Source organism: Arthrobacter sp. fls2-241-R2A-200 (assembly GCF_030209745.1).
GTDB lineage: Bacteria > Actinomycetota > Actinomycetes > Actinomycetales > Micrococcaceae > Arthrobacter.
In genome coordinates, this window is sequence record NZ_JARVRJ010000011.1 from 36,252 (window position 1) to 58,710 (window position 22,459).

General features: G+C 63.5%; 25 protein-coding genes. 8 read left to right on the forward strand and 17 right to left on the reverse strand.

Annotated elements, in window-relative coordinates:
• Positions 1 to 41 precede the first annotated feature (41 nt).
• Positions 42 to 428 (reverse strand): DUF202 domain-containing protein, encoded by a 387-nt coding sequence (locus QRN42_RS13405; RefSeq protein WP_284979786.1) that lies wholly within the window; start codon positions 426 to 428, stop codon positions 42 to 44.
• Between the two features lie 2 nt (positions 429 to 430).
• Positions 431 to 787, reverse strand: a complete 357-nt coding sequence (locus QRN42_RS13410) for a YidH family protein (protein WP_284979659.1) — start codon at positions 785 to 787, stop codon at positions 431 to 433.
• 80 nt (positions 788 to 867) lie between these two features.
• Between QRN42_RS13410 and QRN42_RS13415 the strand changes: the two genes are divergently transcribed.
• The gene (locus tag QRN42_RS13415) at positions 868 to 1,938 is read left to right on the forward strand and encodes an ADP-ribosylglycohydrolase family protein (protein WP_284979660.1); all 1,071 of its coding nucleotides are present in this window, start codon (positions 868 to 870) and stop codon (positions 1,936 to 1,938) included.
• A gap of 7 nt (positions 1,939 to 1,945) precedes the next feature.
• Here the strand turns inward: QRN42_RS13415 and QRN42_RS13420 are convergent, their stop codons facing one another.
• Positions 1,946 to 2,971 carry a 3'-5' exonuclease gene (locus QRN42_RS13420; RefSeq protein ID WP_284979661.1) on the reverse strand — a complete coding sequence of 342 codons (1,026 nt, stop codon included), beginning with the start codon at positions 2,969 to 2,971 and terminating at the stop codon, positions 1,946 to 1,948.
• A 104-nt stretch (positions 2,972 to 3,075) separates the two neighbouring features.
• On the opposite strand from QRN42_RS13420, the gene QRN42_RS13425 reads away from it, so the two are divergent.
• Complete coding sequence (locus QRN42_RS13425; RefSeq protein WP_284979787.1) at positions 3,076 to 3,840, forward strand: VTT domain-containing protein; 765 nt, start codon at positions 3,076 to 3,078, stop codon at positions 3,838 to 3,840.
• A 15-nt stretch (positions 3,841 to 3,855) separates the two neighbouring features.
• On the opposite strand, the gene rdgB is transcribed toward QRN42_RS13425, so the two are convergent.
• The 6 genes from rdgB to clpS all read right to left on the reverse strand — a co-directional run bounded on the left by rdgB (position 3,856) and on the right by clpS (position 8,122).
• Entirely contained in the window at positions 3,856 to 4,527 is a 672-nt protein-coding gene (rdgB, locus tag QRN42_RS13430) for an RdgB/HAM1 family non-canonical purine NTP pyrophosphatase (RefSeq protein ID WP_284979662.1), read from the reverse strand.
• Positions 4,524 to 5,282, reverse strand: a complete 759-nt coding sequence (gene rph / locus QRN42_RS13435; protein ID WP_284979663.1) for a ribonuclease PH — start codon at positions 5,280 to 5,282, stop codon at positions 4,524 to 4,526. Before rph ends, rdgB begins: the two co-directional genes overlap by 4 nt.
• A 19-nt stretch (positions 5,283 to 5,301) precedes the next feature.
• Positions 5,302 to 6,099 (reverse strand): MBL fold metallo-hydrolase, encoded by a 798-nt coding sequence (locus tag QRN42_RS13440; protein ID WP_284979664.1) that lies wholly within the window; start codon positions 6,097 to 6,099, stop codon positions 5,302 to 5,304.
• Complete coding sequence (gene murI, locus QRN42_RS13445; protein ID WP_284979665.1) at positions 6,096 to 7,097, reverse strand: glutamate racemase; 1,002 nt, start codon at positions 7,095 to 7,097, stop codon at positions 6,096 to 6,098. Before murI ends, QRN42_RS13440 begins: the two co-directional genes overlap by 4 nt.
• Before the next feature lie 103 nt (positions 7,098 to 7,200).
• On the reverse strand, positions 7,201 to 7,767 hold the full coding sequence (locus tag QRN42_RS13450; RefSeq protein ID WP_284975371.1) for a DUF2017 domain-containing protein: 567 nt from the start codon (positions 7,765 to 7,767) through the stop codon (positions 7,201 to 7,203).
• Positions 7,760 to 8,122 carry an ATP-dependent Clp protease adapter ClpS gene (gene clpS, locus QRN42_RS13455; protein ID WP_284975370.1) on the reverse strand — a complete coding sequence of 121 codons (363 nt, stop codon included), beginning with the start codon at positions 8,120 to 8,122 and terminating at the stop codon, positions 7,760 to 7,762. Before clpS ends, QRN42_RS13450 begins: the two co-directional genes overlap by 8 nt.
• A 37-nt stretch (positions 8,123 to 8,159) precedes the next feature.
• Here clpS and QRN42_RS13460 point away from each other — a divergent pair, with 37 nt between their 5' ends.
• Together QRN42_RS13460 and QRN42_RS13465 are read left to right on the forward strand one after the other, a co-directional pair.
• Positions 8,160 to 9,488, forward strand: a complete 1,329-nt coding sequence (locus QRN42_RS13460; RefSeq protein ID WP_284979666.1) for a nicotinate phosphoribosyltransferase — start codon at positions 8,160 to 8,162, stop codon at positions 9,486 to 9,488.
• Positions 9,488 to 10,114, forward strand: a complete 627-nt coding sequence (locus QRN42_RS13465; protein WP_284979667.1) for an isochorismatase family protein — start codon at positions 9,488 to 9,490, stop codon at positions 10,112 to 10,114. Before QRN42_RS13460 ends, QRN42_RS13465 begins: the two co-directional genes overlap by 1 nt.
• A gap of 26 nt (positions 10,115 to 10,140) precedes the next feature.
• Here the strand turns inward: QRN42_RS13465 and QRN42_RS13470 are convergent, their stop codons facing one another.
• From QRN42_RS13470 to QRN42_RS13495, 6 genes are all read right to left on the reverse strand, one after another.
• On the reverse strand, positions 10,141 to 11,922 hold the full coding sequence (locus QRN42_RS13470; protein ID WP_284979668.1) for a DEAD/DEAH box helicase: 1,782 nt from the start codon (positions 11,920 to 11,922) through the stop codon (positions 10,141 to 10,143).
• Positions 11,922 to 12,257 carry a DUF3039 domain-containing protein gene (locus tag QRN42_RS13475; RefSeq protein ID WP_284975413.1) on the reverse strand — a complete coding sequence of 112 codons (336 nt, stop codon included), beginning with the start codon at positions 12,255 to 12,257 and terminating at the stop codon, positions 11,922 to 11,924. The genes QRN42_RS13470 and QRN42_RS13475 overlap by 1 nt, the downstream gene beginning before the upstream one ends.
• An 8-nt stretch (positions 12,258 to 12,265) precedes the next feature.
• On the reverse strand, positions 12,266 to 13,048 hold the full coding sequence (gene nagB, locus QRN42_RS13480; RefSeq protein ID WP_284975366.1) for a glucosamine-6-phosphate deaminase: 783 nt from the start codon (positions 13,046 to 13,048) through the stop codon (positions 12,266 to 12,268).
• Between the two features lie 66 nt (positions 13,049 to 13,114).
• Entirely contained in the window at positions 13,115 to 14,215 is a 1,101-nt protein-coding gene (locus QRN42_RS13485) for an NADH:flavin oxidoreductase/NADH oxidase (RefSeq protein WP_284979669.1), read from the reverse strand.
• A complete protein-coding gene (locus QRN42_RS13490; RefSeq protein ID WP_284979670.1) occupies positions 14,215 to 15,207 on the reverse strand; it encodes a tetratricopeptide repeat protein in 993 nt (330 codons plus the stop codon). Before QRN42_RS13490 ends, QRN42_RS13485 begins: the two co-directional genes overlap by 1 nt.
• 38 nt (positions 15,208 to 15,245) lie before the next feature.
• The gene (locus QRN42_RS13495) at positions 15,246 to 17,126 is read right to left on the reverse strand and encodes a DUF8094 domain-containing protein (RefSeq protein ID WP_284979671.1); all 1,881 of its coding nucleotides are present in this window, start codon (positions 17,124 to 17,126) and stop codon (positions 15,246 to 15,248) included.
• A 244-nt stretch (positions 17,127 to 17,370) separates the two neighbouring features.
• On the opposite strand from QRN42_RS13495, the gene QRN42_RS13500 reads away from it, so the two are divergent.
• Positions 17,371 to 18,663: an AI-2E family transporter gene (locus tag QRN42_RS13500; protein ID WP_284979672.1), complete on the forward strand. Its 1,293-nt coding sequence runs from the start codon at positions 17,371 to 17,373 to the stop codon at positions 18,661 to 18,663.
• Between the two features lie 92 nt (positions 18,664 to 18,755).
• Here the strand turns inward: QRN42_RS13500 and QRN42_RS13505 are convergent, their stop codons facing one another.
• Positions 18,756 to 19,550 carry an alpha/beta hydrolase gene (locus QRN42_RS13505; protein ID WP_284975361.1) on the reverse strand — a complete coding sequence of 265 codons (795 nt, stop codon included), beginning with the start codon at positions 19,548 to 19,550 and terminating at the stop codon, positions 18,756 to 18,758.
• A gap of 19 nt (positions 19,551 to 19,569) precedes the next feature.
• On the reverse strand, positions 19,570 to 19,914 hold the full coding sequence (locus QRN42_RS13510; protein WP_284979673.1) for an Rv1322 family protein: 345 nt from the start codon (positions 19,912 to 19,914) through the stop codon (positions 19,570 to 19,572).
• A 49-nt stretch (positions 19,915 to 19,963) separates the two neighbouring features.
• On the opposite strand from QRN42_RS13510, the gene nucS reads away from it, so the two are divergent.
• The 3 genes from nucS to QRN42_RS13525 all read left to right on the forward strand — a co-directional run bounded on the left by nucS (position 19,964) and on the right by QRN42_RS13525 (position 22,448).
• Entirely contained in the window at positions 19,964 to 20,659 is a 696-nt protein-coding gene (gene nucS, locus QRN42_RS13515) for an endonuclease NucS (protein WP_284979674.1), read from the forward strand.
• 43 nt (positions 20,660 to 20,702) lie between these two features.
• Positions 20,703 to 21,950 (forward strand): N-acetylglucosamine-6-phosphate deacetylase, encoded by a 1,248-nt coding sequence (gene nagA, locus QRN42_RS13520; RefSeq protein WP_284979675.1) that lies wholly within the window; start codon positions 20,703 to 20,705, stop codon positions 21,948 to 21,950.
• A 294-nt stretch (positions 21,951 to 22,244) separates the two neighbouring features.
• Positions 22,245 to 22,448, forward strand: coding sequence for a cold-shock protein (locus QRN42_RS13525; protein WP_017199737.1), 204 nt, complete (start codon positions 22,245 to 22,247; stop codon positions 22,446 to 22,448).
• Positions 22,449 to 22,459 lie beyond the last annotated feature (11 nt).

Here is a 22,459-nt window from a genome sequence, read left to right on the forward strand (position 1 = left end):
GCAGTTGCTGGACCTTGGCCTGCCGGGGCCTGATGACGAGCTTAGCCGCCCGAGGCGATGGCCGCGATGACGGCCCCGCCCAGCGCCATGACCGCCAGCGTGCTGGAAAGCACCAACCTGCGGGACGCCGCCGGGGTATGCGCTGCCTGGGTATGCGCCGCGTGGGTATGCGCTGCCTGGTTATGCGCTGCCCGGTTGTCATGATGGAGTTCGCGTGAGCGAACCCACACCACTGAGGCAAGGACCACGGTCGCAGCAGCAGCCACCAGCGCACAGAGCCCTTGATAGTCGAACCCCGGGTGGGCTCCGGCGAGCCCCGAGAGCCACCGGCGCCAGATAAACAGGTCCACCACCACCAGCGAGATCAGCGTCCGCCGCCACGCCAAGGTGGTGCGTTCAGGTTGAAGCCCTGGATCCCGGAGGTCCATCTTCACCGGGCCAGGAGGATCAAGACGGCGAAACCAATAGCAGCCACTGCCACCACAATGGTCATGAATAGCAGGACGCGGGAAAACGGCAACGCCTGGTTGTTACGCATCGCAGCTTCCATCAGGCCCCACCTGCGGTAGGACAGGACCGCGAGGCCGGCCCCGATGAAGGAAAGCACCACGCAAAGGATGATCCGCACGGGTTGCGGAGCGATGTTCGGCGCCAACTGGTCAATCGCGATAGCACCGGCAAGCAGGGCAAGCGAGGTTCGTATCCATGCCAGGAAGGTGCGCTCATTGGCGAGCGAAAACCTGTAATCGGGAGTCTTGCCCGTCCGTCGCCAAGCAGGTTCACGCACGTCGTTTCTCCAGGGTTCAAGCGGTCGGGGAAGCTTCCCCACCATATCAGCGGGTGCGCGGGCCACGGTAAGTTACTGGCATGAGTGTTCACGCTTCCACGCCCGTCCCTCCAACCTTCGAATCCCGCGTCCGGGGAGCACTGCTCGGTGGTGCTTTGGGTGACGCCCTGGGCTACGCCGTGGAGTTTGAATCACTGTCCGCGATCCGTGCACAGTACGGCCAAGAGGGCCTCACCTCCTTTGAACAGCTCGACGGCGGTGGCCACTTCTCGGACGACACTCAAATGACGCTCTACACCGTCGATGGGCTTGTTGAAGCGTTGGAATGGGCCAACGACGGCGTCGCTGCCGACGAACTCGCGTGCCTCTGGCTTGCTTATTTGCGGTGGCTCACAACCCAAGGCGTCGCTCCGAGTTCCTCCGCCCCTGTCCCCCAACCCCGCTGGATCGACCAGCAGGAGGTTCTTCGGCAACGCCGCGCGCCGGCAGAGGACTGCATCAGCGGCCTGGCATCCGGCCAGATGGGAACCGTGGCCCGCCCCGTAAATCCCGACTCCAAGGGCTCCGGTACAGTGATGCGCTCAGCACCGTTCGGGCTCATCCCGCACATCTCCCCCGAAACGGTCTACAAGCTCAGTTCCGATGCCGCCTCGTTGACCCATGGCCACCCTTCCGCACGGCTAAGCGCAGCCGTCTTCAGCCTCCTGATTCACAAAATCGTGGCTGGCTCCAGCATCCGGAGCTCCGCCGAGGCAGCGCTGGACCACATCGAGCAGTCGCCCACCAAGGCCCCGGAGCTCCCGGACCGCCTCAGAACGGCGATCCAACTTTCGGACCAGCCCTCTGTCACGCCGCCCGAGGAGTTGACCGCGGCGCTGGGTGAGGGATGGGTCGCCGAGGAGGCCCTCGCCGTCGGGCTTTACGCAGTTCTTTCGACCAGCGGGAGCGAACCTACCGGGCACTTCCGCAGTGCCATTGGCGTCGCGGTTAACCACAACGGTGACAGCGATTCGACGGCGTCCATCGCCGGGAACATCCTCGGCGCCTTCTACGGCGAACAATGCTTGCCGTCCGAGTGGCTGGAGGTGCTCGAAGGCAGTGAGGTGGTCCAAGGGATGGCCTCGAGGCTGATCGCCGTCACCACGGGGTGACCGGCCGCTAGTTCCCGCCCACCATCTGCAGGAATTCCCCCTCGGAGACAACCTCGATCTGCTGCCCCTTGGCGTGCAGTTCCAGTACCCGCTTGGCCTTGCCCGTCAGCCGCCCTGCCCGGAGGTCCCCCGCGACGAAGCCATCCCCAACCACCAACACCGTGGTCCGTGCAGTAACCCTGCTCTCCGGGCGAGCACCCATATCCGCAGCCCGGGACTTCGCTTCGGGCCGGGGGATGGCAAGGTCTCCGGTGAAGACCACGGTTTCGCCAAAAAGCGGGTGCCCGGGCTCAGCAGCGGCGTTGGGCACCGGATTCGGCCCTTCCTCGCGCCAAGTGGACCAAGCACCGGAGCGGGCATCACGTTGTCCCACCGAGCCCTTGCCGGCGGTTCCGTCCGCGCTGGTGCCCAGCCTGGCTGCGAGGGCTGAAAGAGTTGCTTTGGACAACCCGGCCGACGGGTCGAAGGCTGGTTGTTGGGGCACGGTAAGGCCCAACGAAAGGTAGAGTTCGGCGATGCTGTTGGCGTTGTTGCGACGCGCGATGTCCACCAAGATTCCGGCGCAAGCCCGGGCATCCTCGGCGGCGTCGTGGTGATTGACCAGTGGCACTCCGGCTTCCTCTGCTGCGTAGGGCAAGGAGTTGGACACCAAAGAATAGCAACGGCGGGACAGCATCACCGTGCAGACGAACTCGTAGGCAGGACCAGGGAGGCCGGAAACTTCCAAGCCCGACCGGATGACGCCGAGATCGAAGGCGGCGTTGTGCGCGGCAAGGATGTCTCCACCGATGAACGCCCCGATTTCCGGAAAGAGCTCCCCGAACCGCGGCCGGCCGGCTACGTCTTCAGCCCTGATGCCGTGGATTCGCGTGTTGTGAAACTCGAAGTGGTCGTGGTTTTCCGGCGGACGCATCAGCCATGAGGCTTCCTCCACAACTACGCCCCCGCGGACCTTGCTGAGCCCAACAGAACAGGGCGACCCCCTGAAACCGTTGGCTGTTTCGAAGTCGATCGCAGTAAAGTCCAAGGCCACCGGACAATATTACAGTTCCAAACCCCCGCCCGGTCCGCGCGGCTCACCGCGGAAATCGAACGACGACGGCGGTCAAGTAGGCTTGAAGGGTGATCCTTTCAGCTGTGAACCACCTTGCCGTATCCATGTTCGGAGGCGCCGGACCGGTGCGGCCGCCTATGGGCTCGTTCCTGCCCGGTTGGCTGGACCCCCAAGTTTTCCTGGCCGATCCGGCTTTGGCTCCGTGGGTCGTGCTCCTGGTATGCGGCATCATCTTCGCCGAAACCGGCCTGCTGGTGGGATTCTTCCTCCCGGGCGATTCGATGCTTTTCACCGCCGGCCTGCTGGTGGCAACGGGAACCATCAAATTCAATATTTGGGGTCTCGCGGCGCTGGTCATCGTCTCTGCGGTGATCGGCAACCAGGCCGGCTACCTCATTGGGGCCAAAGCGGGACCCGCCATCTTCAACCGTCCGAACTCCCGGCTCTTCAAGAGGGAAAATGTCCAAAGCGCGCACGCGTTCTTTGAGAAGCACGGCGGAAAAGCACTCATCCTCGCCCGGTTCGTGCCGATCATCCGCACGTTCGTGCCCGTGATCGTCGGGGTAGCCCAGATCGACAAGCGCAAGTTCTTCCTCTTCAACGTCATCGGTGCCGTGCTCTGGGGCGGCGGAGTGACGCTCCTGGGCTACCTCTTGGGCGACAGCGTCCCTTGGGTCCGGGCCAATCTGGACCTCATCTTCATCGTCATCGTGTTGATTTCGGTGATCCCGATCGCCATCGAAGTGGCCCGCGGATTCTTCGCCAAGCGGAAGGCCGCCACCAACGGCACCGCCCCCGTGGACGAATTCATCGACGACCACGACGGCGGCACAGCAGGCGGCCGCTAAGCCTCCATCTCCGAGTCACCCCTGCGGGACGACGCCGCCAGACAACGCCGAAACGATGGCGGGCATAAGAGCGCGGAATGCCTCACCGCGATGGCTGATGGCGTTCTTCTCCTCCGAGCTCAACTCGGCGCAGCTTCGATCCATCCCGGCCGGCTGCAGTACGGGATCGTAGCCAAATCCGCCTGCGCCGCGGGGGTGCCGCAGCAACGTGCCCTCCAGTTGGCCGTACTCCACTGTCTCGTGCAGTACTCCGTCGGGACCGGGCACGGCCAAGGCCGCGGCGCACACGAACGCGGCCCCGCGGAACGCATCCGGAATGTCCGAAAGCTGGGCCAGGAGCAGGTCCAGGTTGGCCGCGTCATCTCCGTGCCGGCCTGACCAGCGTGCGGAAAAGATCCCGGGAGCGCCTCCAAGGACGTCCACGGCTAACCCGGAGTCGTCAGCAATTGCCACCAGGCCGGTGGCCATGGCCACCGATCTCGCTTTCAGCAGTGAATTTTCCGCGAACGTCACTCCTGTTTCGGCGACGTCCGGAGCCCCTACCGCGCCGGCGTCCACCACTTGGGTGTCGACGTCGAGCCCTGGCACCTGGCCGCGCAGGAGCTCCCGCAGTTCCTTCAACTTGCCTTTGTTGTGCGTGGCCAGGACCAGGCGCGGAGTTGTGCCTTGGGACAAGTCAGCGCTCACGGCGCTTCCGCCAGGGTCTCGCGCTGGATGACCGACAACTGGCTGGTACCGAGCAGTGCGAGGTCCAGCAAGGCGTTGAGCTCGTCACGGTCGAACGGGGCACCCTCCGCGGTCCCTTGGACTTCCACGAACTTGCCCGAGCCGGTCACCACGACGTTCATGTCGGTCTCTGCCCGGACATCTTCGACGTACGGCAAGTCCAGCATGGGCACGCCATCAATAATTCCCACGGACACTGCGGCGATGGTATCCACCAACGGCTCGGCGTTGCGGGCGATCAACTTGTTCTCGCGGGCGAAGCGGATGGCCTCGGCAAGTGCCACATAGGCGCCCGTGATCGCCGCGGTACGTGTACCGCCGTCGGCCTGGAGGACGTCACAGTCCAGGACTATCGTGTTCTCGCCCAGCGCCTTGGTGTCGATGATGGAGCGCAGCGATCGCCCGATCAAGCGTGAAATTTCATGGGTGCGGCCGCCGATTTTTCCCTTGACGGACTCACGGGCGGACCGGGTGTTGGTTGCACGGGGAAGCATGGCGTATTCCGCCGTGACCCAGCCGCGGCCCTCACCCTTGAGCCACCTCGGCACGCCCTCTGTCAGGGAAGCCGTGCAGAGCACCCGGGTGTTGCCGAACTCGATGAGCGCCGAACCTTCGGCCTGCTTGGACCAGCCCCGGGTGATGCTGATGGGGCGGAGCTGGTCAGGAGTCCGGCCGTCGGCGCGGGTCACGGGTATGGCTGTAGCTTCAGAAGTCATGCCTCAAGCTTAGCCATGCCTAGATCGTGTAATGGACTCCGGCGACCGCCACAGCAACGTCCCCCAAAAAGACAGGCTTGGCCTCGGACATCACCTTGGTGTGGGAGGTCCACACGGGAATGTGCGTCAGGAGCAGGCGCTTGGCACCTGCATTCGTGGCGGCCTCACCCGCGCGCTTCCCCGTCAGGTGCACATCCTTGATCGCGTCATCGCGGCCTTCTTCGAAGGCTGCTTCACACAGGAAAAGATCCGCGTCCCGCGCCGCGTCTTCCAAGCCGGAACACGAATCAGTGTCACCCGAATAGGCCAGCGTGCGCGTGACCGTTACGCCGTCTTTGCCGGGTTCAGTGGCAGTGACCCGCAAACCATAGGCTTCCTCCACCGGATGGTTAACCGCGAAGGGAGTCACCGTGAAAGGCCCCACCGTTACCGGCTGGCGCTCGGCCCAGTGCGTGAAATCGAATTCCTCGTGCATGCCCGGATCCAAGTCCAGCCCGTAGGCGGTAGCCATCCTGTCCGCCGTCGCGGCAGGACCCCACACGGGGATCCTGTCGCGGCCCCAGCCGCCCGGCTTCCACCGGACTGCCACGTGCAATCCGCACAGGTCCATGCAGTGGTCCGGATGCAGGTGGGTGAGGAAAATCGCGTCGATGTCCTCCAAATCCGTGTACCGCTGGATGGCACCGAGCGCCCCGCTGCCGAGGTCCATCACGATTTTCCACTGACGTTCGCCGTCGTGGGCGGTCACCAGATAGCACGACGCCGGTGAGCCGGGACCGGGAAACGAACCGGTGCAGCCGACGATAGTCAGTTTCACAGGCCACGTCCCAAGCCCGTAGCGGGATCCACGGGCGGGAGGCCGTCCGGCTGGACGAAGTAGGAGCGCCGCGACAGGCCGGAACCAGCACGGGCGGCTTGCAACATTTCCGGTGTAATACGGGCGAGACTGCCGGTGGGGTATTGGGCCGCCACGTGGTCCACGTGCTTCACGGAAAGGACTTCAGGGCCCAGGAAGCGCCTGGCAAGTGTTTCAAAACCTGCGGCATCGCCGGTAGCGACGAACTCGTGGCTGGGCGCGCTGGCTGCCGTCCGCTGGATTCCGTGGGTGGCCAGCGCCCGGTACACGTCCTTGGCTGTTTCTTCGGCGCTGGAAACCAGTGTCACGTCCTCGCCCATGACGAGGGAGATAACGCCGGTCAACAAGGGATAGTGCGTGCACCCAAGCACCACAGTGTCCACACCCGCGTCCTTGAGCGGTTGGAGATATTCGTTGGCAGCCGCCAGAAGGCCCGGCCCGGTGGTGATGCCGGCTTCAACGAATTCCACGAACGCCGGACAGGCTGCAGAGGTAATGGTGAGGTCAGGTGCCGCGGCGAACGTATCCTCATACGCCCTGGAGCCTACCGTCGCGGACGTGCCGATAACTCCGATCCTGCCCGAACGCGTGGCCGAGACTGCCCTCCGCACGGCCGGTTGGATGACCTCAATGACGGGAATGCCGTACCGGGCGGTATACCGCTCGCGCGCGTCACGAAGCACCGCCGCCGATGCGGAATTACAGGCGATAGTCAGTAGCTTTACGCCGGAATCCACAAGTTCGTCCATGACCCCGAGGGCATTGGCCCGCACTTCGGCAATGGGCAGCGGCCCATAAGGACCGTTCGCGGTATCACCCACGTAGAGGATCGATTCATTGGGAAGCTGGTCGATAATGGAGCGGGCCACCGTGAGGCCGCCGACGCCGGAGTCAAAGATCCCGATCGGACGGGCCCCTACGGGGGCGTCGCCTGATGAACTGCCCGATGCTGAAGTCATAATTATTCGAGAATAAGGCTTCCCTTGGTGTCCGGCCATTACCTGTGTCCACCGCCTCGTGTCGGATGCGTCACACCGGACGGTCCGGGGCCGGCATCTCCTATCAGGACTGCGCCTGCCTGGCGGAGATCATCGACTGCACCAAAGACTCTTGCAGCCAGGTGGTGAAGTTATAGACCAAGGCCAGGTAGCTCTCCACATCCTCAGCCTGGCTCCAGTCCTGCATGCTGTGGATGTGGTCGGCGTCCGCCTCATCGCGGATGTCCAACCGCTCAGCCAGGACCAGCCGCACATCGTTGAGGGCCATGGACCAGCGGGCCGCCTCTTCACCGGTCAGGACAAGGTCGTTCTTGTCCAAGCCCAGTGCGGTGGCTTTGAGCGCGCCGATCTTGCTTTCCCTGACAGAGCGCTCGGTGAGCTGCCGGAACTCGAGGGAACCGGCGTCGTCGTCTTTCATGACGTTGGGCAAGAGCCGCAGGAGGGCGCGATCGCTGGGCTTCTTGGCGTCCATGTCCAGGCCGATGAGTGCTGCCAGCGGATCCTCGTTTTCCCGCACGTCCGATTCCAGCATGGAGATGACATCGTCCAGCAAACCGCGCAGCAAGTCCCGCTCCGCCGGTTCCAGGTGCCCGGTGATGCCCTTGAGTCCGTATTTGAATGCCTTAGCCACGCTGGCGGCCGCCCTTTCCCGGTGTCTCGTTGCCGCTGGCAGCCTTTTCAACTGTCGCCCAGAGGCCGAACCCGTGCATGGCTACCGCATGCTGCTCCACTTGTTCCTTACTGCCGTGCGCCACAATGGACCGGCCCTTTTTGTGGACCTCCATCATGAGCTTGTGCGATTTGGCCTCCGAGTAGCCGAAATAGCTCTGGAAGACATAACTCACGTAACTCATGAGGTTGACGGGATCGTTCCAGATCACGAGGTTCCAAGGAATGTCCGGAGCAGTGAGGACATCGGTGGAGGTCTGTTGTGCAGTGTCCGTCCGCTGATCAATGTCCGTGCCGTACGCAACGCTAGGGGTCATCTGTCCATTCTATGGCGGCGCGCACTAGAGTGAATCCGTGAGTAGAGCCTCTTCCTGGGACCACCCCGCAACTTCCTTGTACACCGACCACTACGAACTGACGATGCTCCAGGCCGCCCTGCATTCAGGTGCTGCGCATCGCCGCTCAGTCTTCGAAGCTTTCGCGCGCCGCCTGCCGGACGGCCGCCGTTACGGCGTGGTGGGAGGCACCGGGCGCCTCCTGGAGGGCATTGCCGACTTCCGCTTTGGAGACGCCGAACTGGCCTTCCTTGAGCGCAATAACGTGGTCAACCAGGAAACGTTGGACTACTTGGCCAACTACGAGTTCAGTGGCGACATTTGGGGTTACGCCGAAGGCGACGCCTACTTCCCCAACTCCCCCATCCTGATCGTCGAGTCCACGTTCGCCGAGGCTTGCATCCTGGAAACATTCATTCTCTCGGTCCTCAATCACGACAGCGCCATTGCCTCGGCGGCGTCGCGGATGACCTCGGCGGCCGGCTCGCGGCCATGCATCGAAATGGGCTCCCGGCGCACCCAGGAAGAATCGGCGACGGCGGCGGCACGCGCCGCTGTCATCGCAGGCTTTGCCAGCACGTCCAACCTCGAGGCCGGACGACGCTACGGCATCAAGACAGTCGGCACGGCAGCGCACTCCTTCACTCTTCTCCACGACACGGAGCGCGAGGCATTCGAGGCCCAAATCGCGGCGTTCGGTCCCGGGACGTCGCTGCTCGTGGATACCTACGACGTCGAGACAGCGGTCCGTACCGCCGTCGAACTTGCCGGCGACAAGCTGGGGGCGGTCCGACTGGACTCCGGTGACCTCATTGCCCAAGCGCAGTGGGTGCGGCAATTGCTTGATGACTTGGGGAACGTCAACACACGGATCGTGGTGACCTCGGACCTGGACGAGTTCGCGATTGCAGCCCTCCAAGCGGCTCCGGTCGACTCCTATGGCGTGGGGACCTCGCTGGTCACGGGGTCCGGTGCTCCCACGGCCAGCATGGTCTACAAGCTTGTCAGCAGGACCGACGACTCCGGCGAGTTCATCCCGGTAGCGAAGGCCGCCAAAAACAAGGTCAGCATGGGAGGGCGCAAATACGCCCTCCGCAAGCTCAACGAACGCGGCCGCGCCACCCACGAGCTCGTTGGCATCGGGCACCGTCCCGAGGACGACGGCAACGACCGCTCATTGCTGCACCAGTTCGTCAAGAACGGCCAGGTCCTGCCCGGATGGACAGGCCCCGAGGGCGTCATCCGTGCCAAGCAACGCCACACCGCGAGCATGGCCGAGTTGCCACCGGTCGTGAACCGGTTGCAGCGAGGCGAGCCAGCCATCCCCACTGTGTACGAGGAGAACTGATGTCCCGCGCCCTGATCATTGTTGACGTCCAAAACGATTTCTGTGAAGGCGGCGCGTTGGCCGTGGATGGTGGAACTGCCGTAGCCGCTGCCATCACGGAGTACCTCGACGCCCACCAGCAAAACTTCGATCACATCGTGGCAACCCAGGACTGGCACATAGAGCCCGGCAACCACTTCTCCGACGAACCGGACATGGTGGACTCCTGGCCTCCGCACTGCCGTGCACGGACCAAAGGCGCGGAACTGCACGAGGACTTGGACCCGGAGTACATCCAAGCCTATTTCCGCAAGGGACAGTACACCGCGGCCTATTCCGGATTCGAGGGCATCCTGGCCCCCGAGGACGACGTCCCCACCGGCGACCTCAAGGCCGGTGCCCTGGAACCAGAGGCAATCGATGAGGACGCCATCGGATTGGATGACTGGCTGCAAAGCCACGACGTCGAAGAAGTCGTGGTGGTGGGTTTGGCAACGGATTACTGCGTCAAGGCAACGGCGATCGATGCCGTGCAGGCCGGGTACACCACCACCGTCGTCGCAGGCCTCACCGCCGGCATCGCCCAGGACCTCAGCGACGCGTATGAGGAAATGGAAGACGCCGGCGTCGAGGTGGAACGGGACTAGTCCCGCCTTCATTGACGCGGGACCGGTTACTTCCTGCCGATGAACCAGTCCTGGAGCTTGCGCAGGCGTGCCTGCAATTGCTCCTCGTTGGCCTGGGCAACAGCAGGGCCGCCACAGACTTCCCGCAGCTTGGTGTGAACCACGCCGTGGGGTGTCCCGGTGCGGGCCGACCAAGCGGCGACATTCTTGGCCAGTTCGCTCCTCAGGTCCATCAACATCCGGTGGTCAGGGATGGCCGGAGCGGCCGCAGCAGCCAACGGTGATTGACGCTTCTTCCGGGACTGCTGTTCGTGTTGGCGCTGACGCAGAAGCGTGCCTACCTGCTCGGCGTCCAGCAGGCCCGGTATGCCCAGGAAATCCAGCTCTTCATCCGAACCGATGTCCGCGCCCGTGCCGAACTCGCCGCCGTCGAACAGCACCCGATCAAAGGACGCCTGCGAATCCAGCGCCTCAAACTTGCCCTTGGTGAGCTCGTCGGAGGCTTTGTCTTCCCGATTCGCTTCGGCCATGAGGTTCTCTTCGGGGCTGAACAGCCCGTCGTCGTCCTTCTCCGGCCGGTCCAGGGCGTGGTCACGCTCCGCTTCCATGGTGTTCGCCAAGATCATCAAGGGCGGAACGGAAGGAAGGAATACCGACGCCGTCTCGCCCCTCTTCCGGGCACGCACGAAACGACCCACGGCTTGGGCAAAGAACAGCGGCGTCGACGTCGACGTCGCGTAGACGCCCACCGAAAGTCGGGGAACGTCCACCCCTTCGGAGACCATGCGGACGGCCACCATCCAGCGCTTGTCCCCTGCAGAAAATTCCTCGATCTTGTTGGATGCTTTGGAGTCGTCCGAGAGGATCACCGTGGGCGATTGTCCGGTGATTTTCTTCAGTTGTCCTGCATACGCGCGGGCGTCGTCGTGGTCCGTGGCGATGACCAGGCCACCGGCGTCGGGAACGGTCCGCCGCACCTCGCTAAGGCGTTTATCCGCTGCTGCCAGAACAGCCGGAATCCACTCCCCGGCGGGGTTAAGTGCGGTACGCCAGGCTTGGGACGTGATGTCCTTGGTCACCGCGGCTTCGCCGAGTGAAGCGGCCATCTCATCCCCTGCGCTGGTCCGCCAACGCATCTGCCCGGAATAGGCCATGAAAAGCACGGGACGCACCACGTGGTCGCGCAGCGCATTGCCATAGCCGTAGGTGTAGTCCGCCTTGGACCTCCGGATGCCGTCCCTGTCCTCGGCATATTCGACGAACGGAATGGGTGAAGTGTCAGAGCGGAACGGCGTACCCGTCAAGGAAAGCCGGCGGGTGGCGGGGTCGAAGGCCTCCCGGAGGCCGTCGCCCCAGGACAAAGCTTCGCCACCGTGGTGGATTTCGTCCAAGATCACCAACGTGCGGGCTGCCTCGGTTTTGGCACGATGCAGCATGGGCTTGCTGGCAACCTGGGCATAGGTAACGGCAACACCCACGAATCCCCGTCCGTGCTGGCCGTCGGAGTTCTTGAAGTTGGGGTCGATTGCGACCCCTACCTTCGCGGCCGCGTCTGCCCACTGCCGTTTCAGGTGGTCCGTTGGCGCAACGATGGTCACCCGGTTCACGACGCCGGCATCGAGCAGCGTGGTGGCAATGCGCAAGGCAAATGTGGTCTTACCTGCGCCCGGCGTCGCTACGGCAAGGAAGTCCTTTGGATGCCGGGCCATGTAGAGATCCAGCGCCTCCTGCTGCCACGCACGGAGCTTCTGCGCAGTCCCCCAGGCAGCCCGTTCAGGGTACGCCGGAGGGAGCGATGGACCACCAAAAAGAGTTTCTGTCCCACTCACTACTTGGAGTTGCCTGGGCCGCTGTCTCCACCGTCTTTACCCGGGCGGAGACCATCGTAGATCTCCTTGCACTCCGGGCACACCGGGAACTTCTTGGGATCCCGACCCGGGGTCCAGACCTTGCCGCACAGAGCGATCACGGGGTCGCCCGTCATGGCCGACTCCATGATCTTTTCCTTGCGGACATAGTGGGAGAACCGCTCACGGTCGCCGGGCTCCACTTCCGGGCGCGTTTCCTCGCGCTCAATGGTGGCGGTGGACGTTCCGGCTCCGGAAAGCTCGCGCATGGGGTCGTTTTCGAATGGATCCGGAGGAAGCGTAGTCATGCCCACCATCTTACCGTCTAGAGTCCCTGCCACTCTGGCTTGTTGTCGTACGTGTGCCGGTAGTAGTCGGCCAGTTTCAAGGAGGAAGCGGCGGCCTCATCCACCAGGATCGTGGCGTGCGGATGCAACTGCAGCACTGATGCGGCACAGATGGCCGCGACGGGACCCTCGACGAAGTCGCGGACCGCCTGGGCCTTCTGGGCGCCGGTCGCAACCAGCAGGACGTGACGGGCGTCCATGATGGTCCCCAGGCCTTGGGTCACCACGTGGTGCGGAACGTCGTCGATGCTGTCGAAGAAACGGGCATTGTCCTTGCGTGTTTGCTCGATCAGCGTCTTGATCCGGGTCCTTGATGCCAACGACGACCCCGGCTCGTTGAAGCCGATGTGCCCATCGGTCCCGACTCCGAGGATCTGCAGGTCCACTCCGCCCGCTGCCTTGATGGCATCCTCGTATTCCTGGCATGCCGCTTCAAGGTCCGGTGCGGCGCCGTTGGGACCGTGAACATTCTCCGGAGCAATGTTCACGCGATCAGTGAACTCGCGGCGGATGACCTCGCGGTAAGACTCAGGGTGCCCGGGTTCCAGTCCTACGTATTCGTCCAACGAGAAGCCTTGCGCTTGGCTAAAGTCCAAGCCCTCCGCTTCATGGCGGCGCGCCAACTCGTCATAGATCGGCAAGGGAGATGAGCCGGTAGCCAAGCCCAGCACGGCATGAGGCTTCCGGCGCACCAGTGCCTCGATGGCATCAGCTGCCAGGACACCTATCTGGTGGGCGCCGGGGAGAATGACAACTTCCATCGTCCTGACCTTTCCTTGGTTAAGGCTGCGAGCTGACAGGATATCCCATGTCCGACATTAAGGGATCTAGAAACCGTGGCGCGGAACAGCTCTCTGGTATTGCGGAACCCAGGGAATGTCGTAGCCAAGCTCGTAAGCTGCCCTCAGCCACCAATGCGGATCCCGCAACGCGGCGCGGGCCATAAAGACCGCGTCGGCCCTGCCGTTGGCCACAATGTCCTCGGTCTGCGCAGGGCTCGTAAGGAGTCCCACCGCCCCGGTCCTGACACCGGCGTCGCGCTTAACCTGCTCGGCGAACCCTGCCTGGTAACCGGGCACCGCACGGATCTTTTGATGGGCAACGGCGCCACCACTGGAAACATCAACCAGGTCCACGCCCCGCTCCGCTGCGGCCCGGGCCAAACGAACCGACGCCTCAACATCCACGCCCCCTTCGGCCCAGTCGGTCGCAGAGATCCTCAACAGCAGCGGCATCGAATCAGGGATGACATCCCGGACGGCGTCAACCACCGTGAGCATCAACCGGTTCCGGCCTTCTTCGCTTCCGCCCCACTTGTCTGTTCGGGTGTTGATCAGCGGGCTTTGGAACTGATGGAGAAGGTAGCCATGGGCACCATGGATCTCCACGGTGTCAAAACCTGCGGCAACCGCACGGCCTGCGGCGGTTGCGAAGTCGGCCACAACACCTTCGATTTCCTGCTCGGACATGGCCACAGGCGGCGCATACCCCTCGAAGGGCTGGTTTGAGGGACCGGAAGTCACCCAACCGCCGTCGTCAGCCGGCACGGAACCGGAGCGATCGGCGAAAGGCCAATACGTTGATCCCTTGCGTCCGGCGTGCGCCAGTTGGACCCCGATCTTGCAATCCACTGCGCCGTGCTGGTGCACGAAGTGGACTATCCGCTCCCACGCCGCCGCCTGCTCGTCGGTGTACAGCCCTGCATCCCGGGGGCTGATACGACCGGCCGCATTCACGGCGGCCGCCTCCGTCAGCATGAGTGCGGCACCACCGGCAGCGAAAGAGCCAAGATGCATCAGATGCCAATCATTGGGCACCCCCTCCCCGGTTTCGGGAGTACAGCTGTACTGGCACATCGGCGAGACCCAGCCCCGATGGGGGATGGTCAGCGACCGCAGTTCGATGGGCGTGAACAGTGCGGACGGCACTAGAACAGCACCCTTGCCAGGCCGTGGCGGGCTTTGGCGACCCTCTCGTCAGAGCTGCCCACTACTTCGAAGAGCTCAAGGAGGCGTATCCGGGCCGTATCACGCTCCGGTCCAAAGTTCCTGCCGATAAAGGAGATGATCCGGTTGAAGGCGTCCTCGATGTGGCCACCGGACACGTCAAGGTCCGCAACCCCCAACTGTGCCTCCAGATTGTCCGGCTCTGTGGCCGCCAGCTCCCGGAGGCTTTCCGCTGCTCGCGCGCTGAGCGACTCCAACCGGGCCATCAGCTCAACCTGGGCAAGGCCCGCTTTTGCATCGGCGTCTGCGGGTTGGTCAAGAAGGGCCTGCTTGTAGGCGGCGGCAGCAGCGGCGTAGTCGCCGGCCTCAATAGCGTCAATGGCTGCCTGATGCAGTGGTGGCAGAGGTGCGGGACCCGCGTCCTGGGCCGGTCCCCCGTCGCCGATGGTTCCGGTCACGCCATTGGCGGCCGCGACCTTCAGCAGTTCCTCCACCAGGCTGCCGATTTGTGCGTCGTCCGCAGGGCCTTGGAACAGGGGCACGGGCTGGCCCTTGATGACGGCGACGGCCGTGGGGACTGCGTCCACTTGGAAAGCCTGCGCCAACTGCGGGAAAGCATCAACGTCGGCGGCTGCAAGGACCAAGCGGCCGCCGTAAGTGAGGACGACACGCTCAACGGCGTCAAGGACCGCCGGGGACTCGGGCGCGTACCTGGACCACAACAGGAACAGGACGGGGATCTGGGCTGACAACTGCACAAGATCCTGAAAGTTCGATTCATTGGCGTCCACCCGAAGTGGCGCGGTGCCGGCGTCGTCAGTTGCCGGTGGTGCGGCTGCGGTTCCGCCCGGGGGCGCCGCCGGTGGCGACGCAGGCGGGGAGGCGGGGCGCCGCAACGTCGAGAGGTCGACGGCGCCGCGAAGGTTGAGCTGGCTGGCAGCGGCTGGAGTGGGTCGGTATCCGGGCGAACTCATACCGTCCACTCTAGCCGCTGCCCTGCCTGGGGCATTTCCTACTTGAAGCTGGCGCCCACGAGCCCACGCGTAGCCGCGACCAGCTTCATCGGATCAGAAGAACCTGCCGGGGGAATGTAGACCGCAACTGACTCCGCGAACTTCAAGACCATTCCCGTGGTGGTTTCCTTGCCACCGGCAAACACTGCCGAATCGTCCTGGAGTATGAGCTTGTCGCCTGCGGACTTCGGTGTTCCTTCAAAGGAGAAGTCGAGGCGGCCCACCACAAGTGCACCACCATCAGCGGTACGGAGTACCACGGTCTGGTTGGTGACCGGGGTGTGCGTGAAGGTGAAGTTGGCGCTGGTACCGCTTTTGACCGTGTCCGCCTGGTAGGCGAGGGCGCCGGCGATATATGGCGATGCCTGACCGTCGGCGAGCTTGCTGCGGTTCGGCGAAACAGGATTCGTCAGCATCTCCGACAAAATGCCCAATGCTTCGTTGCCGCTGTATTCCAAGCCGGTCTTGTCGCTGGCTTGTATGGCCGCCGTCCCTTCGCGGGGAGCCGGGAAGGACGGGAAGTTCGTGCCGGGCTGGAGCGGTGCGCTACCCCACAGTTTGTAGTTCTCGCGCGGTGAGAGCTGCACCAAGGTCAGCACCTGGGGAACCACGTTGCCGTCGCCTTGGGTCAGGGCGTAGACCGTGCGGGGCCAATCGCGCTTGGTGCTGATGACGCTGCTTTGAAGCTTGGTGGCGCGGATCGGCATCCGGGGTTCATATGCAGAGACGGTGGAGCGGATCTTGTAGTTCTGCGTCCGGACCAAGAGCTCCATCTTGTCAACCCTGGGCGCCAGCTTCGCGGCGTCCTTGGCGGCATCTGCGGCGTCAACGGTGCTCGCTACCTGCTCGAGGATGCGCTGCAGTTGTGATTCGAGAATGACCGGCGTGCCCTTCCCCGCCGGAGAGGAAGCATCGGCCGACGGGCTCACGGTGCTGCTGGAGCTTGGGCTCGCCGTGCTGCTGGAGCTTGGGCTCGCCGTGCTGTTGGAACTCGGGCTCGCGGTGCTGTTGGAACTCGGGCTCGCGGTGCTGGTGGAACTCGGTTCCGGGGCTGGGGACGTATCAGCTTGCGCTGCAATAGCGGTGCCACCGACCATGACAGCTGCAAGCGCGGCAGCGACTGCCGTCACCCTCAACGCAGGCCCGTCAGTTTCGGAGCCACGACGACGGCTGGCATCCGTGGCCGGAAGGGCGCCCGACTGGGCAGGAAGCGTGCTGGTTTTCGCTCCCCCGTCCGGACCTTCGCCGTCGTTGTTGTTCTTCCGGTTGGACAGCGTCTTGGTGATGAATGGCAGTGCGATTCCTGCCAGCATGATGATGATGCCCAAGACGATGAAGGGGACAGCCCAGGGCGTGGTGGCGTGGTTGGGAACCGTCATGGAAATTGCCGAAGGCGCCGGCTTGGTACCGTCGCTGGCCACCAGGAGTGACCAGTCTCCGTCAGCAGGCGGGTTCCACGTGTAGTCGAGCTCGCCACTGCCGTTCTCGGTGCTCACCCACAGATCCGATCCGGCAGGCGATGGAGCCTTGGCTTCTCCGTCGGAGGAGGTCACTTGGAGCGACTTCTGGTCCTCGGAAACACCAGTCAGGGTATTGTGGGCGGTTTTGCCAACCCAAGCTTGGACGTCGTCGGGACGACCCGTAGCGACAACGAAGTTGCCGTCACCTTGGATCTTGATCTTCACCGGCCCGTCGTGCTGGGAAATCAGTTTTTGATCGATCACAGTCAGCGGGGCGGCCTTGGTGTCGCCGGGAACCGAAGCTGTCACGGTCTCTGGAGGGGCCCAAAAAGTCAGCTGGCCGATGCCGGCCAACATCGTCAGCAGGCCCAGCAGCACCAGCAAGGCTGCAGTCTTCAAACGCACAGGATCACCTATCATCAGCGGTCGTTGAACTTTAAGGGTAACCGTTTTGTTATCACGGAGTCAGATCGGGGGTCCTTGTCAAGGCCCTCCAAACCGCGCCGTGGCGCAGCCGCTGCGTGATTCGCGGCTGCTGATAGTGTGGCGATGATCATGATATCCGCAGGACATCCGGGCACTTAAGCGTCAATTACTTGCTCATTGCTGCTGTGTTCCGTCCCAAATCCAAACCCGTTCCCTCGAAGAAAAGGCTGTACACCGCGTGAAAGACCATCTGGAGCCCCGTCCCGCCGATGAGACCGGGTCAAGCGCTGCGGATGCCCCAGTCGACGGTATCTCCGCCAACCCGCCGGTACGGACGGGGCGACTGGCCGCGATCAGCCGCCGGTTACGCCAGCCCATCCCGGGAGCGCGGACCCGCATGCGCTTCGAGATGCCCCCGGAGGAGACCGGTGAGGGCTACGGCACGGACACCGAAACCGAGGATGATCACGGCTTCGGCTCCCCCGGCCCGCGGATCTCATCGCAGCACCCGCTCTACGTAGGATTCCTGGGCACGGCCGGCGTCGGTGCTGCCCTTGCCGTCTTTTACATCGCCAGCAACACCACGCAGCTCATCCTGTGGATTGTCGCAGCGCTCTTCATCGCTTTGGGGCTGGATCCCGTGGTCCGGTGGCTCGAGAACCACAAAGTCCCGCGGCCGGCCGGCATCCTTATTTCCGTCTCCGTCCTGGTGCTGGCCGTGGCCGGGTTCTTTGCCACGTTGATCCCGACCATCGTCGAACAGGTCTCGGAGATCGTCCGCCAAGGGCCGGAGTGGATTCGCAGCTTCCTCAACTCTGACTTCTTCCGTAGCGTCGATAGCCAGTTCGGAATCAGGGACCGCATCACCACTGAACTGGACAAGTTCGTCAAGGATCCCCAGGCCATGGGCGGCATCTTCGGCGGCGTTGTCGGCTTCGGCTCAACTGTGGCCAACGGCCTGTTCGGCTCGCTGATCGTCCTGGTTCTCAGCCTCTACTTCCTTGCAGCACTGCCCTCCATGAAGAAATGGGGCTACCGCCTGGCGCCTCGATCGCGCCGCCCGAGGGTAGAGGCGCTTTCCGAGGCCATCACCGATTCCGTGGGTAACTACGTCATCGGCCAAGTCTGTGTTGCGCTCTTGAACGCCGCATTTGCCTTCATTGTCATGACCATCCTAGGCATCCCCTTCAGTGTTCTGTTGGCCTTCGTGGTGGCCCTGCTGGCGTTCATACCCTTGGTGGGTGGGCTCATCGCAGCAGTGGTGGTCATCTTGGTGGCCCTCACGGCCGGCTGGCAGACCGCAGTGGTTTACGCAATTGCCTACTTTGCCTACCTGCAGTTCGAGGCTTACTTCATCTCCCCACGCATCATGCAGAGGGCAGTCGCAGTGCCCGGAGCCGTAGCAGTGATTTCCGTGATCGCCGGCGGCAGCTTGCTCGGCGTCCTCGGGGCGTTGATCGCGATCCCAACGGCCGCGGCCACCATGCTGCTGATCAAGGAAGTCTTCATTGTGCGGCAGGACCGCCACTAGCCCGTCGCGACCGGGCTATGCCGTCGCAACCGAGCTATGCCGTCGCGACCGGGCTAACCAGTCGCGACCGGCACTAACCCGTCGCGACCGGGCTAACCAGTCGCGACCGGCCCCGCCCACTCCCGGGGCAGTCCGTCCACTCCCGCCCCTGCCGCCGTCACGTCGTCGACAATCTCGTCCAACACGCGCGCCGCATACTTCTCGCCGACCCAAAGGTGCTTGGCGCCGTCGACGCCCACCACCCTCGCCTGGGGAACCACGCTGAAGCGGCGGTGTGCCTCGGCTGGCTGCAAGTAGTCGTCGTGCTCCGGTACCAGGACGGTCAGGGGTTTGCCCGAGGCTGCCCACTCTTTCAGGTGGACGTCGGTGGCCCGATGCAACGGTGGAGACAACAGCACAGCACCTTCGATCTGTGATGCGACTGGCTCCGAAGCCCCATACATCAGGGCAAGTTCGGTGCCGAAGGACCAGCCAACCAGCCAGCGGTTTGGCAGGCCCCGTTCCACTGCGAAACGCACGGCGGCTTCGACGTCGTAACGCTCGCCGATACCCTCCTCAAACTCGCCGTCACTGACTCCTCGAGGCGATGCCGTGCCGCGGGTGTTGAACCTGAGAACAGCAATCCCGGCCAGTGCGGGAAGCCTGTACGAGGCTTTCCGGTAGACGTGAGAGTCCATGAACCCCCCGTGCGTCGGCAACGGGTGAAGCGTGATGAGGGTGGCGCTGATCTCCCCTGATTCGGGCAGCGCAAGCTCCCCCACCAAGACCTTCCCGTCCTGTGTGGTGAACTCCACATTTTCCCGCCGGGCGGGCAATACCGTGGACGCGCGGATGCCGGACGGAGCATCCTGGGAAGCGAAAACGAACGATGCGGGGTCGAAAGTCATGCTTCCAAGCCTACGGGCATCAGCGGTAGCGGTACGTCCGGGAAGCCCAGCAGTTCGTGTGCCAATGCCTACGTTCGGCCAAGCCGGCGGCTTGTCCGAACAGATGGCTATCGGACCACACCACCAAATGCGCAACGCCGGGCAGGATGGCCGTGGAGCAACCCGGGCAGATGTACTGCTTCTCCGCTTTCTTGGCCGTCATGGTCCGGACTACCCATTCGCCGTCCGGGGCACTTTCCCGCCGGACAATGCCGCCCCGTGCACGCTCAAGATCCAGTTCGACGGGAGGTTCCATCCACTTGCCCGCCGGCTTGGCGCCTCGCCCAGTGGACGTGTTGCGGCGGGGTCGGTTGGAGCGGGGCATGGTTCCATTCTGCCCCAGCATGTGCCATCCACACGGTAATGTTGGCCGCGTGCGACTCGTCATAGCCCGTTGTTCTGTTGATTACGTCGGCCGTTTGAAGGCCCACCTCCCCCTGGCCACGCGGCTCCTTGTGGTCAAGGCCGACGGTTCGGTCCTGGTGCATTCGGACGGCGGGTCCTACAAGCCGCTGAACTGGATGAGTCCGCCCGCCAAGCTCCGTGTGGGCACGCCCGAGGACACTGACCTCGAATCCGGGGTGATTGAGCAGTGGACAGTCCAGTCAGCCAAAGCCGACGACCGCCTCATCATCAACATCTATGAGCACCTGCACGACTCCTCCCACGAACTCGGGACCGATCCGGGACTCATCAAGGACGGCGTCGAAGCAGACCTGCAACGCCTCCTCGCCGAGCAGATAGAAACGCTGGGCACGGGCTTCTCGCTGATCCGGCGTGAGTACTTCACTGCCATCGGCCCCGTGGATATTCTCGCCAGGGACGCCACAGGGGCGACCGTGGCCATCGAGTTGAAGCGCAGGGGCGACATCGACGGCGTCGAACAGCTGACCCGCTACTTGGAACTGCTCAACCGCGACCCCCTACTCGCCCCGGTGCGCGGAATCTTCGCTGCCCAACAGATCAAGCCACAGGCCAAGGTGCTGGCCAACGACCGGGGCATCGACTGCGTCACGCTGGATTATGACGCCATGCGTGGTGTGGATGACAGTGGGTCAAGGCTGTTCTAAGCCCTTTCCCAGGGCCGCGGCTGCAGGCTACTAGACTCAGACCATGACTGCCGCAGATCATTTTGCCTCTCCGTCCGCGCCAAGCCATCAGATCGTCAAGGGGACGCTGGTCAGTGACGGTGAGGTGCTGGAGGACGGCTTGATCGCCATCGACGGCGACCGCATCGCGTATGCGGGGCCAGCCGCCGGCTTCGACCCTGAGGCTTTCGACGGATTCCAGAGCGCGATCCGCCTGGGCGTGCCGAGCGGAAGTTACCTTCTGCCGGGCCTCATAGACCTTCATTGTCACGGCGGTAACGGCGGCGACTTTCCCAGCGGAGAAGAGGGTTCCGCCCGCCAGGCCGTCGATTTCCTGCACCGGTCCGGAACAACCACCTTCCTGGCCAGCATGGTCACGGCCCCGCGCGAGGACCTCCTCCGCGGCATAGAGCTGTACGTCCAGCTGGCCGATGAGGGCTTGGTGGCAGGAATCCACCTCGAAGGGCCGTTCCTTTCCCATGCCAGATGCGGGGCGCAAAACCCCGATTTCCTGCTCGAGCCGGATCTCGACTTCATGGCGGAGCTCGCTGGCGCCGCGGGCGGGAAACTGACCACCATGACCTACGCGCCGGAACTGCCCGGTGCCGCAGCGCTGGTGGACCTGATGACCTCGCACGGCGTGACGCCCTCCTTGGGCCACACGGACTGCGACGACGCCACCGCGGCGGCGTCCCTGGCCGCCGCCCGCGAAGGAATGGAGTCCGCAGGGTTCGACGGCGTCAGCTCGCTGCCGACCGTCACGCACCTCTTCAATGGGATGCCTCCGATGCATCACCGCGCGCCGGGCCCGGTGGCTGCATGCCTTCGGGCCGCGCAAGAAGGAAAAGCGGTGGTGGAACTGATCGCGGACGGCGTCCACCTTGATCCGAGCACCGTTGCCACGGTATTCCAGTTGGTCGGAGCAGCCAATATCGTCCTGGTGACCGATTCCATGGCAGCAGCGGGACTGTCGGACGGAAAATACGTGCTGGGGCCTTCCTCCGTCACGGTCACCGACGGCATCGCCACGCTGGATGCCACCGGCTCCATAGCCGGGGGAACCGCCACCCTCCTCGATGTGGTCCGCAAGACTGTTGCTGCCGGCGTCGAACTGACAGATGCCCTCTGCTCAGCCACTGCTGTCCCAGCGGCTGTCCTCGGTCTCTCGGATGAGATAGGTGGCCTGCGCCGGGGCCTCCGCGCGGACATAATAGTGACCGACGCAGACCTTGAACTCACAGGCGTCATGCGAAATGGCCAATGGCTCTCTTAGCAATCCAAGCGTTCTCATAGCAATGCAGATTCGGATAGCCAGTGCACCGTTACCTTCTTTTTACCCTAAATTTTCTTGAATTACCCTAGAGACCGTTGACCTCCGGCAGAGCACATGAAAGTGTTATAGCAGTCTTTGTGTAGGTGGTTTTTCATGCTCGCAAGACGTGTTGCGAGCGTGAAGCTTCTGCGAATCCCGGCGGGCCCCGGCCTTTATGGAATCCAGGTCTTCTCGCGGAGCAACAAGGCCGGTACGAGGTGTACCGGACTAATGTTCCATAATGAGGAGAAATACATGGCACTGGGAACCGTCAAGTGGTTCAATGCTGAAAAGGGCTTCGGCTTCATTACCCCTGATGACGCAGATGGCGACGTCTTCGTCCACTACTCCGAGATCCAGACCGGCGGCTTCAAGACCCTCGACGAGAACCAGCGGGTTCAGTTCGAGATCGGTCAGGGCGCCAAGGGTCCCCAGGCCACAGGTGTCACCGTCGTCTAGTTCCATGTGGT

Bases quoted from the DNA above. Each gene is read 5' to 3' on its own strand.
- QRN42_RS13405 (WP_284979786.1), bottom strand. From the start codon at position 428: ATGGACCTCCGGGATCCAGGGCTTCAACCTGAACGCACCACCTTGGCG.
- QRN42_RS13415 (WP_284979660.1), top strand. From the start codon at position 868: ATGAGTGTTCACGCTTCCACGCCCGTCCCTCCAACCTTCGAATCCCGC.
- rph (WP_284979663.1), bottom strand. From the start codon at position 5,282: ATGACTTCTGAAGCTACAGCCATACCCGTGACCCGCGCCGACGGCCGG.
- murI (WP_284979665.1), bottom strand. From the start codon at position 7,097: ATGACTTCAGCATCGGGCAGTTCATCAGGCGACGCCCCCGTAGGGGCC.
- clpS (WP_284975370.1), bottom strand. From the start codon at position 8,122: ATGACCCCTAGCGTTGCGTACGGCACGGACATTGATCAGCGGACGGAC.
- QRN42_RS13465 (WP_284979667.1), top strand. From the start codon at position 9,488: ATGTCCCGCGCCCTGATCATTGTTGACGTCCAAAACGATTTCTGTGAA.
- QRN42_RS13475 (WP_284975413.1), bottom strand. From the start codon at position 12,257: ATGGTGGGCATGACTACGCTTCCTCCGGATCCATTCGAAAACGACCCC.
- nagB (WP_284975366.1), bottom strand. From the start codon at position 13,048: ATGGAAGTTGTCATTCTCCCCGGCGCCCACCAGATAGGTGTCCTGGCA.
- QRN42_RS13490 (WP_284979670.1), bottom strand. From the start codon at position 15,207: ATGAGTTCGCCCGGATACCGACCCACTCCAGCCGCTGCCAGCCAGCTC.
- QRN42_RS13495 (WP_284979671.1), bottom strand. From the start codon at position 17,126: ATGATAGGTGATCCTGTGCGTTTGAAGACTGCAGCCTTGCTGGTGCTG.
- QRN42_RS13505 (WP_284975361.1), bottom strand. From the start codon at position 19,550: ATGACTTTCGACCCCGCATCGTTCGTTTTCGCTTCCCAGGATGCTCCG.
- QRN42_RS13510 (WP_284979673.1), bottom strand. From the start codon at position 19,914: ATGCCCCGCTCCAACCGACCCCGCCGCAACACGTCCACTGGGCGAGGC.
- nagA (WP_284979675.1), top strand. From the start codon at position 20,703: ATGACTGCCGCAGATCATTTTGCCTCTCCGTCCGCGCCAAGCCATCAG.
- QRN42_RS13525 (WP_017199737.1), top strand. From the start codon at position 22,245: ATGGCACTGGGAACCGTCAAGTGGTTCAATGCTGAAAAGGGCTTCGGC.